The 17031-nt window shown below is 70.4% G+C and carries 13 protein-coding genes; 12 read left to right on the forward strand and 1 reads right to left on the reverse strand.

Annotated features, from left to right (window positions below):
• Position 1 precedes the first annotated feature (1 nt).
• From ligA to gatB, 6 genes are all read left to right on the forward strand, one after another.
• Complete coding sequence (ligA, locus tag ACI2L1_RS03400; RefSeq protein WP_404737631.1) at positions 2-2194, forward strand: NAD-dependent DNA ligase LigA; 2193 nt, start codon at positions 2-4, stop codon at positions 2192-2194.
• A 272-nt stretch (positions 2195-2466) separates the two neighbouring features.
• Positions 2467-4701: a putative bifunctional diguanylate cyclase/phosphodiesterase gene (locus ACI2L1_RS03405; protein WP_404737632.1), complete on the forward strand. Its 2235-nt coding sequence runs from the start codon at positions 2467-2469 to the stop codon at positions 4699-4701.
• Between the two features lie 206 nt (positions 4702-4907).
• Positions 4908-5204: an Asp-tRNA(Asn)/Glu-tRNA(Gln) amidotransferase subunit GatC gene (gene gatC, locus ACI2L1_RS03410; protein WP_007384860.1), complete on the forward strand. Its 297-nt coding sequence runs from the start codon at positions 4908-4910 to the stop codon at positions 5202-5204.
• 5 nt (positions 5205-5209) lie between these two features.
• A complete protein-coding gene (gatA, locus tag ACI2L1_RS03415) occupies positions 5210-6712 on the forward strand; it encodes an Asp-tRNA(Asn)/Glu-tRNA(Gln) amidotransferase subunit GatA (RefSeq protein ID WP_404737633.1) in 1503 nt (500 codons plus the stop codon).
• Complete coding sequence (locus tag ACI2L1_RS03420) at positions 6709-6948, forward strand: hypothetical protein (protein WP_404737634.1); 240 nt, start codon at positions 6709-6711, stop codon at positions 6946-6948. The genes gatA and ACI2L1_RS03420 overlap by 4 nt, the downstream gene beginning before the upstream one ends.
• A gap of 15 nt (positions 6949-6963) precedes the next feature.
• Positions 6964-8478 (forward strand): Asp-tRNA(Asn)/Glu-tRNA(Gln) amidotransferase subunit GatB, encoded by a 1515-nt coding sequence (gene gatB, locus ACI2L1_RS03425; protein WP_404737635.1) that lies wholly within the window; start codon positions 6964-6966, stop codon positions 8476-8478.
• 58 nt (positions 8479-8536) lie between these two features.
• Here gatB and ACI2L1_RS03430 read toward each other — a convergent pair whose 3' ends face one another.
• Complete coding sequence (locus tag ACI2L1_RS03430; protein ID WP_404737636.1) at positions 8537-9352, reverse strand: SAM-dependent methyltransferase; 816 nt, start codon at positions 9350-9352, stop codon at positions 8537-8539.
• 140 nt (positions 9353-9492) lie between these two features.
• Between ACI2L1_RS03430 and ACI2L1_RS03435 the strand changes: the two genes are divergently transcribed.
• From ACI2L1_RS03435 to ACI2L1_RS03460, 6 genes are all read left to right on the forward strand, one after another.
• Positions 9493-9798: a hypothetical protein gene (locus ACI2L1_RS03435; protein ID WP_404737637.1), complete on the forward strand. Its 306-nt coding sequence runs from the start codon at positions 9493-9495 to the stop codon at positions 9796-9798.
• Between the two features lie 195 nt (positions 9799-9993).
• Positions 9994-12240, forward strand: coding sequence for an MMPL family transporter (locus tag ACI2L1_RS03440; protein WP_404737638.1), 2247 nt, complete (start codon positions 9994-9996; stop codon positions 12238-12240).
• Entirely contained in the window at positions 12215-12787 is a 573-nt protein-coding gene (locus tag ACI2L1_RS03445) for a GNAT family N-acetyltransferase (RefSeq protein ID WP_404737639.1), read from the forward strand. The genes ACI2L1_RS03440 and ACI2L1_RS03445 overlap by 26 nt, the downstream gene beginning before the upstream one ends.
• Before the next feature lie 35 nt (positions 12788-12822).
• Positions 12823-13419, forward strand: coding sequence for a hypothetical protein (locus tag ACI2L1_RS03450; protein WP_404737640.1), 597 nt, complete (start codon positions 12823-12825; stop codon positions 13417-13419).
• 196 nt (positions 13420-13615) lie between these two features.
• On the forward strand, positions 13616-13804 hold the full coding sequence (locus tag ACI2L1_RS03455; RefSeq protein ID WP_404737641.1) for a hypothetical protein: 189 nt from the start codon (positions 13616-13618) through the stop codon (positions 13802-13804).
• Between the two features lie 140 nt (positions 13805-13944).
• Positions 13945-17004, forward strand: coding sequence for an AAA family ATPase (locus ACI2L1_RS03460; RefSeq protein ID WP_404737642.1), 3060 nt, complete (start codon positions 13945-13947; stop codon positions 17002-17004).
• The last annotated feature ends 27 nt before the right edge of the window (positions 17005-17031 follow it).

The raw sequence follows: 17031 nt of genomic DNA on the forward strand, positions 1-17031 counted from the left end.
GGTGGCCGGCGACAAGCAAGCGGAGACGACGGTGCCCGCCGAGGCACGGGAGAAGCACGCGCAGCTCGCTGAGCAGATCGAGGAGCACCGCTTCCGGTACTACGTGAACGACGCCCCGGTCATCAGCGACGCCGACTTCGACAAGCTCCTGCGCTCCCTCGAAGCCCTCGAAGAGGAGTACCCCGAGCTGCGCACCCCCGACTCACCGACCCAGAAGGTCGCGGGGGCGTACGAGACGGAGTTCACGGCGGTCCAGCACCGCTCCCGCATGCTCTCCCTGGACAACGCCTTCAGCGACGAGGAGTTGGCGGCCTGGGCCGAGCGGGTCGCCAAGGACGTCGGCACCACCGACTACCACCTGCTGTGCGAGCTCAAGGTCGACGGCCTCGCCGTCAACCTCACCTACGAGCACGGCCGGCTCACCCGCGCGGCGACCCGCGGCGACGGCCGCACCGGCGAGGACATCACGCCCAACGTCCGTACGATCGCGGAGATCCCGGACCGGCTCACCGGCGACAAGGTCCCCGACCTCGTGGAGATCCGCGGCGAGGTCTACTTCCCGATGGAGAAGTTCGAAGAGCTCAACGCCCGTCTGGTCGAGGCCGGCGACAAGCCCTTCGCCAACCCGCGCAACGCGGCGGCCGGTTCACTGCGCCAGAAGGACCCGCGCGTCACCGCCACCCGCCCCCTCCACATGGTCGTCCACGGCATCGGCGCCCTGGAGGGCTTCGACGGCATGACCCGCCTCTCCCAGGGCTACGACCTCCTCAAGTCCTGGGGCCTGCCCACCGCGAAGCACAACAAGGTGGTCGACGGCCTCGACGGCGTCCGGGAGTTCATCGCGTACTTCGGCGAGAACCGCCACTCCGTGGAGCACGAGATCGACGGGGTCGTGGTCAAGCTCGACGAGATCCCGCTCCAGGGCCGCCTCGGCTCCACCTCCCGCGCCCCGCGCTGGGCCATCGCGTACAAGTACGCGCCGGAAGAGGTCAACACCAAGCTCATCAACATCCGTGTGGGCGTGGGCCGTACGGGCCGGGTCACGCCGTACGCCCAGGTCGAGCCGGTGACGGTGGCCGGCTCGGAGGTCGAGTTCGCCACCCTGCACAACCAGGACGTCGTCAAGCTGAAGGGCGTCCTCATCGGCGACACCGTGGTGCTGCGCAAGGCCGGTGACGTCATCCCCGAGATCCTCGGACCCGTGGTCGACCTGCGCGACGGCAGCGAGAAGCCCTTCGTCATGCCGGAGAAGTGCCCCGAGTGCCAGACCCCGCTCAGGCCGATGAAGGAGGGGGACATCGACCTGCGCTGCCCCAACGCCCGCACCTGCCCGGCCCAGTTGCGCGAGCGTCTGTTCTACCTCGCGGGCCGCAAATCGCTGGACATCGAGCACTTCGGGTACGTCGCCGCGGCCGCCCTCACCAAGCCACTGGAGCCCTCGGACCCGCCGCTGACCGACGAGGGCGACCTGTTCGACCTCACCATCGAGCAGCTGCTGCCCATCAAGGCGTACGTCCTGGACCAGGACAGCGGTCTGCCCAAGCGCGACCCGAAGACCGGCGAGGAGAAGATCGCCACGGTTTTCGCCAACCAGCAGGGCGAGCCGAAGAAGAACGCGGTGGCCATGCTGGAGAACATCGCGGCCGCCAAGGAGCGCCCGCTCGCCCGTGTCCTCACCGGCCTCTCGATCCGTCATGTCGGCCCGGTCGCCGCCGAGGCCCTCGCGCGCAACTTCCGCTCGATCGACCGCATCGAGCAGGCGAGCGAGGAGGAGCTGGCGAACACCGACGGCGTCGGCCCGATCATCGCGAAGTCCCTCAAGGAGTGGTTCGCGGAGGACTGGCACCAGGAGATCCTGCGCAAGTGGAAGGCCGCGGGTGTGCGCACGGAGGAGGAGGGTTCGGGGGAGGACGAGGGCCCGCGCCCGCTGGAAGGGCTCACCGTCGTCGTCACCGGCACCCTGGAGCGCTTCACCCGGGACGGAGCCAAAGAGGCGTTGCAGACCCGTGGGGCGAAGGTGACCGGTTCGGTTTCGAAGAAGACGTCTTTCGTTGTTGTGGGTGACAATCCAGGCTCGAAGTACGACAAGGCGATGCAACTCAAGGTGCCCGTACTGAACGAGGACGGCTTTGACGTCCTGTTGGAACAGGGCCCCGAGGCGGCCACCGATGTGGCGCTTCCCACGGAGGAGTAGCGAGGAGCGGCGGTTGAACGCCACCCGATCGGCGCATACCAGATGCATACGGGTGGCCGGGGCGCATTCGGGCAACCGTCGACGACCGCTGCCCGTGGAAGCCTTCTGCGGCCTACTGTTGAGATGTGCGCCTGCCGTGCCCAGCTGCGGTTGGGGCATCCCCTTGCTCCTGATGAGCAAGGGGAAGGGTTTTCCAACGCGGCGCCGTCGAGGGTTTTGTCGGGCGAACGGGCCGCGTGGCGTGGGCACCGCCGGCTGTGAGAGGGACGGGAATGGAACCGACCGAGAGCGCCGCCCCGGACTCACGGCTGCGCCGGTTCACCGGCGCATGGCGGGCGAGCCGGGGGGCCGGACGGCCTTCTGAGCACACGGGCGGGGAGCGGCGTACCGCGGGACAGTACCTCGCGGCCGGCGGCCCGGGTGCCGCGCAGCTCACCGCCGAGCGCGACTCCGGCCTGCCGGGCTCCGAACCGGACCGGCATCCGTCCTGGCCCGCGCTGCCGGCGGCGGTCGTCGCGGCGGCCGGGTTCGTCCTGGGTGCGGGCTTCTACCGGGCCTTCACCGGCGGCCACGCCCTTTTCCCCTCCGGCGCCGTCGGTTGGTCGCTGGCCGTCCTGACCGGCGTCATCGTCGGCCATCTGGTCGCCCTCGGCCGGGCCCGCTGGTGGGGCGGCACCGGCTCGGGCGCCGCCCTCACCCTCGCCGTCCTGCTGCTGTACGGCTGGGTGTCGGCGGGCATGGTCAGCCTCACCGTCGTCCTGCTGGTCGGCATAGCCAGGCGCCACCGCTGGCGGCAGGGCGTCCTGCACGGCGCGGTGGACATCCTCGGCATAGCCACCGGAGCCGTGGTCCTCGCCATGTTCGGGCAGTCGCCGTCCGTCGAGACCCCCTGGAACCCCGACAGTTGGACCTTCTACACCGGCCCCGAGGTGGTCCTGGTCGCCGGCGCCTATCTCGCGGTCACCCGCGTCCTAGGCTGGTACCTGCACTCCTCGCGCCACGCGGGTCTGCCCACCGTGGCCCGCACCGCCCTGGTCAGACAGGGCCTGGTCGCGGTCGCGCTGCTCGGCATCGCCCCGCTGGTCTGCGTGGTCACCGCCGCCAAGCCCCTGCTGCTGCCACTGTTCGCGATCCCGCTCATCGCCCTCGACTCCACCCTGTGGATGGCCCGGGCCCGGGCCGAGGAGCAGCTGCGCGACCCGCTGACCGGACTGCCCAACCGGCAGTGGCTCCTGGAGCGCATCTGGACCGCCCTGGACGACGCCGAACGCATCGGCGCCCGGTCCGCCCTGATGCTCATCGACCTCGACCGCTTCCGCTCGGTCAACGACACCCTGGGCCATCTCGCCGGTGACCGGCTGCTCCTGCAGATCGCCGACCGGCTGCGGATCGCCCTGCCGCGCGGGGCGGAGGCGGCCCGGCTCGGCGGTGACGAGTTCGCCGTCTTACTGCCGGTCGCCGACTCCACGACCTCCGCGACCCGGGTCGCCCGCAACCTGGTCGCCGCCCTCAGCTCCCCGCTCGACCTCGACGGACTCACCCTCGTCCTGGAGGCCAGCGCCGGGGTCGCCGTCTTCCCCGACCACGCCGTGGACGCCGAGGGAATGCTGCGGCGGGCGGACGTGGCGATGTACCAGGCCAAGCGGGACCGTACGGGCGTAGAGGTGTACGAGTCCAAGCGGGACTCCAACACCCCCGACCGCCTCGGCCTCCTGGGCGATCTGCGCCGGGCCCTGGACGCGCACGAAGTGCAGCTGCACTACCAGCCCAAGGTCCGCTTCGACGGGCAGGTCGCCGGTCTGGAGGCCCTCGTCCGCTGGGTGCACCCGGAGCGCGGGAAGGTGCCGCCGGACGAGTTCATCGCGATCGCCGAGTCGTCCGGGCTGATGCCTTATCTCACCGAGTACGTCCTGGACACGGCCCTCGCGCAGGTCGCCGAGTGGCGTGCGCAGGGCCTTCAGGTCCCGGTCGCGGTCAACGTCTCCCCGCGTGATGTCCACACCCCGGGCTTCGCCGGCTCGGTGGCCGCGCGTCTGGCCCGTCATGGAGTCCCCGCGGGAGCGCTCCAACTGGAGATCACCGAGCACGTCCTGCTGGAGGACCCGTCGCGGGCGGCGGACACCCTCGCCGCGCTGACCGGCCACGGCGTGAAGATGTCCCTGGACGACTTCGGCACCGGCTACTCCTCCCTGGTCCACCTTCGCCGCCTCCCAGTGAGCGAACTGAAGATCGACCGCTCCTTCGTGGCCAAGCTGGCCGTCGACACCGAGGACGCGGAGATCGTCCGCTGCACGGTGGACCTGGCCCACTCCCTGGGCCTCCTGGTCGTGGCCGAGGGTGTTGAGGACGACGAGACCTGGGAGCGGCTGCGCGACATGGGCTGTGACGCCGTACAGGGCTGGCTGGTGGCAGCGGCGATGCCGCCCGAGGAGACGACGGCCTGGCTGAGGGCACGGGGTTCGAGGGGCTGGCAGAGGCCAAGGGCAGCGCTCCCGGCAGCGGAGTAAAGCGTTCCAGCCCACGTGTGCGGTCTTCAGGGGCGCGGGGCTGTATCGCTATGCGGCTCCGCCGCGTGGGCGCGATCAGCCACAACACCCGCAGCCGCCCAACGACGTCCTCCGGCACCCCCTCCGGAATCCGTTTAACAGCCAGAGGCCCCCGCGCCATAGGATTGGGCCCCAAACCACACACACTCACCCCAGAGGATCGCTGCATGCCTGGCATCACGCGCGAGGAGGTCGCCCACCTCGCACGGCTGGCGCGTCTGGAGCTGAAGCCCGAAGAGCTCGAACACTTCGCGGGACAGCTGGACGACATCATCGGCGCGGTCGCACGCGTCAGCGAGGTCGCCGACCAAGACGTACCGCCGACCTCGCACCCGCTCCCGCTGACGAACGTCATGCGGGCGGACGAGGTCCGTCCGTCGCTCACCCCCGAGCAGGCGCTCTCCGGCGCCCCGGCCCAGGAGCAGCAGCGTTTCAAGGTGCCGCAGATCCTGGGGGAGGACTAACCGCCATGACGGACAACGTCAACATCATCAAGCTGACCGCCGCCGAGACCGCCGCGAAGATCGCTTCCGGTGAGCTCACCGCGGTCCAGGTCGCCGAGGCCCACCTCGCCCGGATCGAGGCCGTCGACGAGAAGGTGCACGCCTTCCTGCACGTCGACCGCGAGGGCGCCCTCGCGCAGGCCCGCGCCGTCGACGAGAAGCGGGCCAAGGGCGAGAAGCTCGGCCCCCTCGCCGGTGTCCCGCTCGCGCTGAAGGACATCTTCACCACCGAGGGCATCCCGACGACGGTCGGTTCGAAGATCCTCGAAGGCTGGATCCCGCCGTACGACGCGACGCTCACCAAGCGTCTGAAGGCCGCCGACGTCGTCATCCTCGGCAAGACCAACATGGACGAGTTCGCCATGGGGTCCTCGACCGAGAACAGCGCGTACGGCCCGACCGGCAACCCGTGGGACCTCACCCGCATCCCGGGCGGCTCCGGCGGCGGTTCCTCCGCCGCGCTGGCCGCGCACATGGCGCCCCTCGCCATCGGCACCGACACCGGCGGCTCGATCCGCCAGCCGGCCGCCGTCACCGGCACGGTCGGCGTGAAGCCGACGTACGGCGCGGTCTCCCGTTACGGCATGGTGGCGTTCTCGTCCTCCCTCGACCAGGGCGGCCCCTGCGCCCGTACGGTCCTGGACGCGGCGCTGCTCCACGAGGTCATCGCCGGACACGACCCCCTGGACTCCACCTCCATCGACGCCCCGGTCCCGCCGGTCGTCGAGGCGGCCCGCAACGGCAGCGTCGAGGGCATGCGCGTCGGTGTCGTGAAGCAGTTCCGCGGCGAGGGCTACCAGGCCGGTGTCATCCAGCGCTTCGACGAGTCCGTCGCCCTCCTCAAGGACCTGGGCGCCGAGATCGTCGAGCTGGACTGCCCGTCCTTCGACCTCGCGCTGTCGGCGTACTACCTCATCGCGCCGTCCGAGTGCTCGTCCAACCTCGCCCGCTTCGACGGTCTGCGTTACGGCCTGCGCACCGGCGACGACGGTACGAACTCCGCCGAGGCGGTCACCTCGATCACCCGCGAGGCCGGCTTCGGCCCCGAGGTCAAGCGCCGCATCATGCTCGGCACTTACGCCCTGTCGAGCGGGTACTACGACGCCTACTACGGCTCCGCCCAGAAGGTCCGTACGCTCATCACGCGCGACTTCGAGAAGGCCTTCGAGCAGGTCGACGTGATCGTCTCCCCGACGACCCCGACCACCGCCTTCCCGATCGGCGAGCGCGCCGACGACCCGATGGCGATGTACCTCGCTGACCTCTGCACCATCCCGACCAACCTCGCGGGCAACTCGGCCATGTCGCTGCCCTGTGGTCTCGCCCCGGAGGACAACCTCCCGGTCGGTCTGCAGATCATCGCCCCGGCCCTGAAGGACGACCGTCTTTACAAGGTCGGCGCCGCCGTCGAGGCCGCCTTCGTGGAAAGGTGGGGGCACCCGCTCCTGGAGGAGGCACCGTCGCTGTGAGCAAGCTGACCAAGGCGAAGGACTTCAAGAAGTCCAAGTCCGGTACGTACCTGTCCATCGCCACCACGGCGTTCGGCGCCATCGGTGTCGCCAAGCGGCTCAAGAAGGCGCGCACCGAACAGGACACGCTCGTCCTGATCGACGCCACCGTGTCCGCCGTCGCGATCGTCACCGGCCTCGCGATCCTGTACCGCGAGCTGAAGCGGCTGGGCGACGACGACGTCCTGCTGGGCTGAGAGGGAAGTTTCACCGTGACCACCACGACCGACCTGGTGTCGTACGAGGACGCTCTCGCGTCGTACGACCCCGTCATGGGCCTTGAGGTCCATGTCGAACTCGGCACCAAGACCAAGATGTTCTGCGGCTGTTCGACCGAGCTCGGCCAGGACGCCAACACGCAGACCTGCCCCACCTGCCTCGGCCTGCCCGGCGCGCTCCCGGTCGTCAACGCGATCGGCATCGAGTCGGCCATCAAGATCGGTCTCGCGCTGAACTGCGAGATCGCCGAGTGGTGCCGATTCGCCCGGAAGAACTACTTCTATCCGGACATGCCGAAGAACTTCCAGACCTCCCAGTACGACGAGCCGATCGCCTTCAACGGCTACCTCGACGTACAGCTGGAGGACGGCGAGACCTTCCGTGTGGAGATCGAGCGCGCCCACATGGAGGAGGACACCGGCAAGTCGACCCACGTGGGCGGCGCGACGGGCCGTATCCACGGCGCCTCGCACTCGCTCCTCGACTACAACCGCGCCGGCATCCCGCTCATCGAGATCGTCACCAAGCCGATCGAGGGCGCGGGCGAGCGTGCTCCCGAGGTCGCGCGGGCCTACGTCCGTGAGCTGCGCGAGGTCATCAAGGCGCTCGGTGTGTCGGAAGCCCGCATGGAGATGGGGCAGATGCGCTGCGACGTGAACCTGTCGCTGCGCCCGCACGGCCGCGAGAAGTTCGGCACGCGTTCCGAGACGAAGAACGTCAACTCGCTGCGGTCCGTGGAGCGTGCGGCCCGCTTCGAGATCCAGCGGCACGCAGCCGTGCTGTCGTCCGGCGGGACGATCATCCAGGAGACCCGGCACTTCCACGAGGACACCGGGTCCACGACCTCGGGCCGCGTCAAGGAAGAGGCCGAGGACTACCGGTACTTCCCCGAGCCGGACCTCGTCCCGGTGGCTCCCTCCCGCGAGTGGGTCGAGGAGATCCGGGCCGCGCTGCCCGAGCTGCCGCTGGTGCGCCGCAACCGCCTTGTCGCGGAGTGGGGCATCTCGGCCCTCGACATGCAGGCGATCCTCAACGCCGGTGCGCTGGACCCGATCGTCGCCACGATCGACGCCGGTGCCGACGCGGCCTCCGCCCGCAAGTGGTGGATGGGCGAACTCGCCCGCAGCGCCAACGAGTCGGGTACATCGCTGGACGAGCTGGCGATCACCCCGGCGCAGGTCGCCCGGGTCACCGAGCTGGTCTTGAAGGGCGACCTCAACGACAAGCTGGCCCGCCAGGTCATCGAAGGTGTCCTCGCGGGCGAAGGCACCCCGGACGAGGTCGTCGAGAAGCGCGGTCTGAAGGTCGTGTCGGACGAGGGCGCCCTCGGCACCGCCGTCGACGAGGCCATCGCCGGCAACCCGGGCATCGCCGACAAGATCCGCTCCGGCAAGGTCGCCGCGGCCGGCGCCCTGGTCGGCGCCGTGATGAAGGCGACCCGGGGTCAGGCCGACGCGGCCCGCGTCAAGGAGCTGATCCTGGAGAAGCTGGGCGTCAGCGAAGGCTGAGCACCCGACTGAGGGGGCCTCATCGTCGTATCGATGCGGCCCCCTCAGTCATGTCAGCTCACAGACGGCGTCCGACGAGCCGTACGAATCCCAGCGTCCGGCCTTCGTCGGCACGCATCAGATCCACCGAGTCACGGGCCATGTCGGCCATCCACGCGTAGGGACTCTCCTCGGCGCAGACCTCGCTCCACAGCAGCCAGTCCTTCCAGCCGTCGGGCTGCCACTCGGCGGTCTCGACCTCGACGGCCCCCATGCGAGTCCACTGGCGCCGCCACCAGTCGGAGGAGTGGAACGCCCAGAAGCCGGGATCCCAGAAGGGCTTGAGGTGCTCCGGAGGCTCGTGGCCCTCCAGTTCCTCCCGTACCGCGGGCATGACGACCCCGATCCGCCCGCCCGGCTTCAACAGCCGGGTCAGTGTGGGCAGATAGAGGTCGTTCGTGCCGAAGTACTGGTACGCGTCGATGCTCACGATCGTGTCGAAGCTCGCCTCGGCGAACGGCAGGTCGTGCGCCTCGGTGTGCACGGGCAGCACTCGGTCGGCGAAACCGGCCTCGGCGATGCGCTTGGCGTTCTCGTCGGGTTTGACCCACAGATCGGCCGCGGTGACCTGGACGTCGTACTCCCTGGCCAGGAAGACCGAGGTCATCGCCCGGCCGCAGCCCAGGTCGAGCACACGGGCGCAGGGGCGCAGGGTGTCCAGGCCGAGGGCGGGCGCGAGCCACTCCAGCAGCCACAGCGCGTTCGGACCCATCTGGTTCTCGATGACCCAGCGGGCGTCGTAGCTGTTGCTGCGGGGGTAGCGGGCCTGGGTCAGCCGACGGGTGAGGTCCTCATTCGAGGGCCCCGTCATCGGCGGGGTGATGTCGTCTGGCATCGGTGAACGGGCTCCTTGAGTCCTGAGAGACGGAAAGGGATACGGCGGAGCTCGGTCGGACGCTCAAACAACGCACCTGCTTCGGTCGGGGGCCGGACGGGCCCGAGGCTTCTCAGCGGAACACGCTACGCTCGCCCGCCATGAACGGTCCTGCGAATTCCGAGCCGTCCCACATGCAGGAGGAGCACGACGACCAGGTGCTGGACGCCCGGCGGGCCCGCTGGACGGCCTCCGGCACCGGGGCCCTGCTGGCGCTCGCCGGTCTGGCCGCGTCGGCGCTCCGGCTGAGCGGCTCCGCCCCCGCCCTGGTCCCGGCGGCCTACGCGTTCGGCGCCGCCGTCTGCGCGCTCGCGGCGATCCTCGGCTCCCGCGGCCGCACCCGCAGAGCCCTGTGGCTGCTGATCGCCGGCGTGATGGTGATGGCGTTGGGCGACCAGTTCGACTGAGGCGACAGAGTGGCCGTTACTGTCCTGTGATCTGGCTCCCACTCCTGTGAATAAACGCACGATCGCGATAAACGATCACATTCGCCTGCAAGAGTGGGCCACGCATTGCTCATGCGTTCTTTGCGGGCCGTTCACCACATGAACGACTGTTCCCGGTCAAAGATCCACAATTCACCCACCCCTGGGAGCACGTTCGTGGCAGCCCTCGCACGCTGGTGTGTCCGACGACGCCTGGTCGTCGTTCTCCTGTGGCTCCTCGCCCTCGGCGGAGTGAGCGCGGGCGCCGCCGTCGCCGGGTCCGCGTACTCCAACGACTACGAGGTCCCGGGCACCGAGTCCGGCCGCGCCACCGCGCTGCTCCAGGAGGGCTTCCCGGACCTCGGCGGGGACACCGACACCGTCGTCTGGCATGTGACCTCGGGCTCGGTCCGGGACGCCGACGTCGAGCAGACGATGACCACGACCATGGACAGGATCGCGGACCTGCCCGGAGTGGCCGTCGTGGTCAGTCCGTACGACTCCGGGGGCGCCGGCCGGATCAGTGCCGACGGGCACACCGCCTACGCCACCGTCACCTTCGCTCACTCCGCCGAGGACATCGACGCGTCCGAGGCGCGGGCCCTGGTGGACACCGCCAAGGACGCCGAGGCCGACGGGCTCCAGGTCGAGCTGGGCGGCAGTGCCGTCGCCCTCACCGAGTCCTCCGGCGGGCATCTCGCCGAGGTGGTCGGCGTGCTCGTGGCCGCCCTCGTGCTGTTCCTGGCCTTCGGCTCGCTCGCCGCCTCGCTGCTGCCCATCGCCACCGCCCTGGTCGGCGTGGGCACCGCGTACGCCGGGATCGCGCTGCTCGGGCACACCATGACCGTCGCCGACTTCGCGCCCATGCTCGGCATGCTGATCGGGCTCGGCGTCGGCATCGACTACGCGCTCTTCATCGTCACCCGGCACCGACGCGGGCTGAAACGCGGGCTGGGCGTCGCCGAGTCCATCGAGAACGCCGTCACCACCACCGGGCGCGCGGTCGTCTTCGCGGGTGCCACGGTTTGCATCGCCCTGCTGGGCATGCTGATCCTCCGGCTCGGCTTCCTCAATGGCGTCGCGATAGCCGCCTCCCTGACCGTCGTCCTCACGGTCGCCGCTTCCGTGACCCTGCTGCCCTCGCTGCTCTCCCTCATCGGCATGCGCGCCCTGAGCCGCCGTGAGCGGCGCCGCCTCGCCGAGCACGGTCCCGAGCCCGAACTGCCCACCGGTTTCGCCCACCGCTGGTCGGCGTTCGTGGAACGGCACCCCAAGCTCCTCGGTGCCGTCGCCCTGGTGGTCATCACCGTCCTGGCCCTGCCCACCCTGGGCCTCCGCCTCGGCACCTCCGACCAGGGCAACGGCCCGAGCTCCTCGACCACCCGGCAGGCCTACGACCTCCTGGCCGACGGCTTCGGGCCCGGCGTCAACGGCCCGCTGACGCTGGTGACCCGTGTCGACGGCGCCGAGGACAAATTCCTCCTCGACAACCTCGATGCCACCCTCCGCACCACCGAGGGCATCGCCTCCACCACACCGGTGACCTACGACACCGGCGGCGACATCGCCTACTTCACGATCGTCCCCGAGTCCGCCCCGCAGTCCCAGCAGACCAGTGACCTCGTCGACCGGCTGCGCACCGAGGTACTGCCGCGTGCCGAGACCGGCACCTCCCTCGACCTCCACGTCGGCGGGATGACGGCGTCGTACGACGACTTCGCGGACGTCATCATCGGCAAGCTGCCTCTGTTCGTCGGCGTCGTCATCGGCCTGGGCTGTCTGCTGCTCCTGCTCGCCTTCCGCTCCGTCGGCATCCCGCTGAAGGCCGCCGCGATGAACATCGCCGCCGTCGCCGCCGCCTTCGGAGTCGTCGTGGCGATCTTCCAGTGGGGCTGGGGGAGCGAGCTGTTGGGGCTGGGCCGCGCCGGGCCCATCGAACCCTTCCTCCCCGTGATCATGGTCTCGGTCCTCTTCGGGCTCTCCATGGACTACCAGGTCTTCCTGGTCAGCCGGATGTACGAGGAGTGGCTGGAGACCGGAGACAACCGGCGGGCCGTCCGCGTCGGCCTCGCCGAGACCAGCCGGGTCATCAACTCCGCCGCGGTCATCATGATCTCCGTCTTCCTCGCCTTCGTGCTCAGCGGCGACCGCGTGATCGCCATGTTCGGCATCGCGCTCGCGGCTGCCGTGGCCCTGGACGCCTTCGTCCTGCGCACGCTTCTCGTTCCCGCCCTCATGCACCTCCTCGGCGGCGCCAACTGGTGGCTGCCGGGCTGGCTGGACCGTCGGATGCCCCGCATCAGCATCGAACCTCCCGAGTGCCGAGCCGCGCATGAGAGGCTCACCGATGTCGTGGAGCAGGACGTCGTGGAGCAGATGCAGAGGGAGCGGGACGAGGATGTACGCGATATCCCTGGGCGATGACGCCGAACTGCGGCCGCTGGAGCCGTGGCACGCGGAGGAGTTCCTGGCGAACCTGGAACGGGGCCGCGAGTTCATCGGACGGTTCATCCCCTTCGGCTCCCAGGCCGTCGACGTGGCCTCCGCGCGCGAGACACTCCAGCGCTACGCCCGGATGCGAGCCGACGACACCGGCGGCTACCACGGCATCTGGCTGGCCGGAAAGCTCGTCGGGGGAGTGCTCACCCTGAACTTCGACGCCGAACGCGGCAACTGCGAGGTCGGCTGCTGGCTGGAGCCCGCCGCGACCGGCCGCGGACTGATCACCCGGGCCATGCGGGTGCTGATCGACTGGGTGGTCGAGGAACGCGGCATCCACCGGGTCGAGTGGGTCGCCGCGGCTGGGAACACGGCCAGCATCAACGTCGCCCGACGCCTTGGAATGACCCGCGACGGAGTCCATCGCGAGGCGCACCCCTATGGTGGCGTACGGCACGACCTCGAGGTGTGGTCGATTCTCGCCCCCGAGTGGCGTGAGGCGCGTGCGCGTGCAGCCCGGAACGATCATTAAGAACCCTCTCAGACAGGATCCGTACGGTGCCCGACATGGGAACGAAGACAGCTGACGAGACCGGTGCCGAGACGGGCACCGAGGCCACGACCGACGAGGAGAAGGTGAGCGTCGCCAAGACCGACCAGGTGACGGAGGCCGAGGACACCGCGGCCGAGGACACCACCGGGGACGAGAACGCCGCCGACGACATCGACGACGAGGACGAGCTGCCCGGGACCGCCCAGGCGGAGGGCCCCACCGGCGTCGGCCAGGGCGCGGGCGCCGTCGTCTCCGCCGCGCTGGGCCTCGTCTCGCTGACCGGTAGCTGGATCGGCACCGTCGCCGCCGCGCGCGAGACACTCATCGGCCAGCTGGGGACCTCCTCCACCGCGACCGTCGCGAAGCAGGTCAAGGAGGTCTACGGCGACGCCTGGCAGACCACCGCGCTGTGGGGCGGCATCTTCGCGCTGATCGCACTGATCGTCGGTGTCGCGGTGCTGGTCCGGCCGGCCTTCGGTGCCCCCGGCAAGCCGCAGGCCGTGTGGATCAAGTCCGTCGCCTGGGGCGGTGTCGCGCTCGGTGTCATCGGACTGCTCCTGGCCGTCCTCAAGTACACCGACTTCCTGCTGGGCCTGCCCTCCACCAGCTGAACAACCGCAGGTCGCGAGGGGTCTTAGGGCATCCGTAAGTACCTTACGGAGCTCCTGAGGCCCCTCCTGCGCGTCTAAGGCCCCCGCGGCCCCCGAAGATGCGGAACTCTCCCGATGTGGCGGACCCCCCTCGGAGACGAAGGTTGAGGCATCGCAGAAAGCGAAGCCAGAAACCCACTCCGACAAGGACCACACCATGTACTCCGCATACGAGATCTCCCAGTACCGCTCCGCCGAACTCATCCGCCAGGCCGAGCACGAGCGACTCGTCCGCGAGACCCTGCGCGGTCGCCGCGCCGCCCGCCGCGAAGCGGCCGGACGCTCCGCGGAGACCGATTCGCATACCGGCCGCCCCCGGCGGTACCGGTTCCTCCGCACGGCGTGAGCGTCGGGGGGAGGGAGGACGGCCGTACGGCTCTGCCCGTCCCCGCGGTCACCACCGCGGCCGTCCTCCCGGCAACCGGGCCCCGTGGCGAAACCGGCCCCACCCCGAAAACGGGTGCCGCGCTGTCCGACCCGCGTGTAATGCTCAGGCCTGTGGAGACCAGGTCCGTAAGTCCCGTGTTCGTAGGCCGCGCCGAAGAGTTGACCACCCTGAACAACGCGCTCGCCCGCGCCACCGCGGGCGAGCCGCAGGCATTGCTGCTCGGCGGTGAGGCCGGTGTCGGAAAGACCCGGCTCGTCGAGGAGTTCGCCACCGCCGCCTGCCGACAGGGCGCGGTCGTCGCCCTCGGCGGCTGCGTCGAGATCGGTGCCGACGGACTCCCCTTCGCCCCCTTCTCCACCGCCCTGCGCGCCCTGCGCCGCGCCCTGCCCGCCGAACTGGCCGCCGCGGCCGCAGGGCAGGAGGAGGAACTGGCCCGGCTGCTGCCCGAGGTCGGCGAGGCGCTCACCGCCCGGGGCACCGGCCGGCACGACGAGGAGAGCCTGGCCCGGCTCTTCGAACTCACCGCACGCCTCCTGGAGCGGGTCGCCGCCGAGCGCACGGTCGTCGTCGCTCTGGAGGACCTCCACTGGGCCGATGCCTCCACCCGCCACCTCCTAGCCTACCTCTTCCGCACCCTGCGCACCGGCCGCCTGCTCGTCCTCGCCACCTACCGCGCCGACGACATCCATCGCCGCCACCCGCTGCGCCCCCTGCTCGCCGAACTCGACCGGCTGCGCACGGTCCGCCGGATCGAACTCCGCCGCTTCAACCGGGACGAGGTCAGTCGCCAGATAGCCGGGATCCTGGCCACCGAACCGAACCCCGCCCAGGTCGACGACATCTTCGAACGCTCCGACGGCAACGCATTCTTCGTCGAGGAACTCGCCGTCTGCGCCACCGAGGGCTGTGGCACCGGCCTCACCGACTCCCTGCGTGATCTGCTCCTGGTCCGCGTCGAGGGCCTGCCCGAGAGCACCCAGCGGGTCGCCCGGGTAGTCGCCGAAGGCGGCTCCACCGTGGAGTACCGGCTGCTCGCCGCCGTCACCCGGCTCGCCGAGGACGATCTCATCGAGGCCCTGCGTGCCGCCGTGAACGCCAACATCCTCATCCCCGCGCCCGACGGCGACGGCTACCGCTTCCGGCACTCCCTGGTCCGCGAGGCCGTCGCCGACGACCTCCTGCCCGGTGAACGCTCCCGCCTCAACCGCCGCTACGCCGAAGCCCTGGAGACCGACCCCACGCTCGTCCCCGCCGACGAAAGGGTCATGCGGCTGGCCAGCTACTGGTACCACTCCCACGACGCGGCCAAGGCCCTGCCCGCCGTCCTGGACGCCTCCGTCACCGCCCGCCGCCGGCACGCCTACGCCGAACAACTCCGGCTCCTGGAACGCGCGATGGAGCTGTGGGACAGCGCCCCCGAAGACGTCCGGGCAGCGCTGCGCCCCGTCGACTACACCGAGGTCTACCCGCCCTGCGGCTGCGACCCGGCCACCACCCCGCTGCGCTATCTCGACCTGATGGCCGAGGCCGCCGTCGCCGGCCGTCTGGGAAGCGAACGCGAACGCGCCCTGAAGATCACCAAGCGGGCACTGCACCACCTGGAGAACGGCGGCGACCCACTGCGCGCCGCCTGGTTCTGGGTCCAGCGCTCCCATCTGATCCAGGCGCAGGCCCGCGGCGACGGCTGGGCCGAACTGGCCACCGCCGAGGACCTGGTCCGCGGCCTTCCGCCGTCCGAGGTGCACGCCGAGGTCCTGGCCAATGTCGCCCACTGGTCGATGGTCCATGTCCCCGGCCCGGACGCCGTCTCGGCCGCCGAACGCGCCGTGGACTACGCGCGCATGGTCGGCGCCCGCGAGACCGAGATGAACGCCCGCCTCACCTACGCGGGCCTCGTCGTGGAGTCCGGCGGTGTCGAGACCGGACTCGCCGAGATGTTCGAGATCCTGCGCCAGACACTCGACGACGGCCTTTCCACCGTCGCCAGCCGGGTGTACGTGAATCTCCCCAACGCCTTCGAAGCCATCGGGCGATCCCGGGAAGCGGTGCCCATCCTGGAAGAAGGACTCGACTACGCCCGGAAGTTCGGCCTCTCCGACAAGGAGGCCTGGATCTGGGGCAACCTCGCCGAGTCCTGCTACTCGCTGGGCCGCTGGGACCAGGCCGTGGAAGCCGCCACCAAGGCCGAACTCGTCGGACGGAGCGCCAAACCCCGCGGCTTTCACGCCGCCATCCGGTCCGCGCTCGCGCTCGCCCGCGGCGAACTGACCGAAGCCGCGCGTCAACTGGCCGCGGCCCGCGGCTACTTCGGCACCCACGACCGGGCTCCTCAGCATGAACTCTCCCTCTCCGACATCACCATCGGCATCGCCGCCGACGAGGGCCGCATCCTGGACGCCCGCGCCGAACTCGAACGCGTCCTGGACGCCGGCTTCCCACCCGGCACCCAGCGCTATGTCTGGCCCCTGCTCCTCACCGCCGCCACCGTGGAGGCGGACTCCCTCGGCCTGCCCGCCGCCGAACAGGACCGCGCGAAGACCCTCGACCGCATCCGGGATGCCGCCAGACCCCTCGCCACGAACGCACCCGTCTGGGTGGCCCACGAGCACTGGGTCCGGGCCGAACTGCTGCGCGCCGAGACCGCCGACACCCCCGACGACTGGAGCGAGGTCGTCACGGCTTTCGAGCCACTGGAACGCCCCTACGACCTCGCCCGTGTCCGCCACCGGCTCGCCCAGGCCCTGCTCTCCACACCCGGCGGCGCCGACCAGGCCGACCGGGACCGGGCCACCGAACTCCTGCGCCTCGCGCACGCCACCGCCGACCACCTCGGCGCCCGGCCCCTCGCCGACGCGGTCGCGCTGCTGGCCCAGCGTGCCCGCCTAGCCCTGACCGCCGCTCCTGTGTCCGACCTGGACGATCCGGTCCGCTCCCTCGGTCTCACCGGCCGTGAACGCGACGTCCTGCATCTGGTCGCCCTCGGCCGCACCAACCGCCAGATCGCGGACGAACTCTTCATCTCCCCGAAGACGGCCAGCGTCCATGTCTCGAACATCCTCGCCAAGCTCGGAGTCTCCGGCAGAGGAGAGGCGGCGGCGGTGGCGCACCGGCTGGGGCTGTTCTCCGCGCAGGCTCTCCACGCGTCGGTCACAGACTGAGGCGTACGGTGTAGGAGACCGGCAGGG

Origin of the sequence: Streptomyces sp. NPDC019531 (genome assembly GCF_044903305.1) — a bacterium.
In the GTDB taxonomy this organism is placed as follows: domain Bacteria; phylum Actinomycetota; class Actinomycetes; order Streptomycetales; family Streptomycetaceae; genus Streptomyces.

Coding starts and splice junctions, on each gene's coding strand:
- ACI2L1_RS03450 (WP_404737640.1), top strand. CDS start 12,823: ATGGGAACGAAGACAGCTGACGAGACCGGTGCCGAGACGGGCACCGAG.
- ACI2L1_RS03430 (WP_404737636.1), bottom strand. CDS start 9,352: ATGCCAGACGACATCACCCCGCCGATGACGGGGCCCTCGAATGAGGAC.
- ACI2L1_RS03445 (WP_404737639.1), top strand. CDS start 12,215: ATGTACGCGATATCCCTGGGCGATGACGCCGAACTGCGGCCGCTGGAG.
- gatA (WP_404737633.1), top strand. CDS start 5,210: ATGACGGACAACGTCAACATCATCAAGCTGACCGCCGCCGAGACCGCC.
- ACI2L1_RS03435 (WP_404737637.1), top strand. CDS start 9,493: ATGAACGGTCCTGCGAATTCCGAGCCGTCCCACATGCAGGAGGAGCAC.
- gatC (WP_007384860.1), top strand. CDS start 4,908: ATGCCTGGCATCACGCGCGAGGAGGTCGCCCACCTCGCACGGCTGGCG.
- ACI2L1_RS03455 (WP_404737641.1), top strand. CDS start 13,616: ATGTACTCCGCATACGAGATCTCCCAGTACCGCTCCGCCGAACTCATC.
- ACI2L1_RS03460 (WP_404737642.1), top strand. CDS start 13,945: ATGCTCAGGCCTGTGGAGACCAGGTCCGTAAGTCCCGTGTTCGTAGGC.
- ACI2L1_RS03405 (WP_404737632.1), top strand. CDS start 2,467: ATGGAACCGACCGAGAGCGCCGCCCCGGACTCACGGCTGCGCCGGTTC.